Source organism: Bacillus sp. mrc49 (assembly GCF_002803435.1).
Window position 1 is genome coordinate 1 of the sequence record NZ_PHNG01000293.1, and the last position, 410, is coordinate 410.

At 44.6% G+C, this 410-nt stretch carries 1 pseudogene; it reads left to right on the forward strand.

The features are described 5' to 3' along the window. Positions 1-410, forward strand: a pseudogene (locus tag CVN76_RS02015) (M14 family zinc carboxypeptidase); the annotation flags it as partial.

Genomic DNA, 410 nt, shown 5'->3' on the forward strand with positions numbered 1-410 from the left:
GAAACCAACTTACCAATTTTTTAAAGGGGAACAGCCCCTTCAGGCAGCCGAAGTTAAGGCGCTTGTGAAATTCACTGAGGAAATTGACCCTCTTATCGCGGTGTCCTACCATACGTCAGGAAGGGAAATCTTTTGGCATTTTCACAATAAACGCGAAAATATGGCTAGGGATTATGGGATTGCCAAAAAAACGGCGGAATTGACTGGGTATGAACTGACCTTTCCCGAAAAAGAAGCGGTAGGCAGCGGTTTTACCGATTGGTTCATCACAAAATTCAATCGTCCCGGTATGACAATCGAGCTTAGTTATTTAGTGGATGAAACCAATCCACCGGTAACTGTATTTCCCGAGGAATGGGAAAGGAATCGTTCCATTGGTATCATGCTTGTAAAAGAAGCGAGCCAGCTGC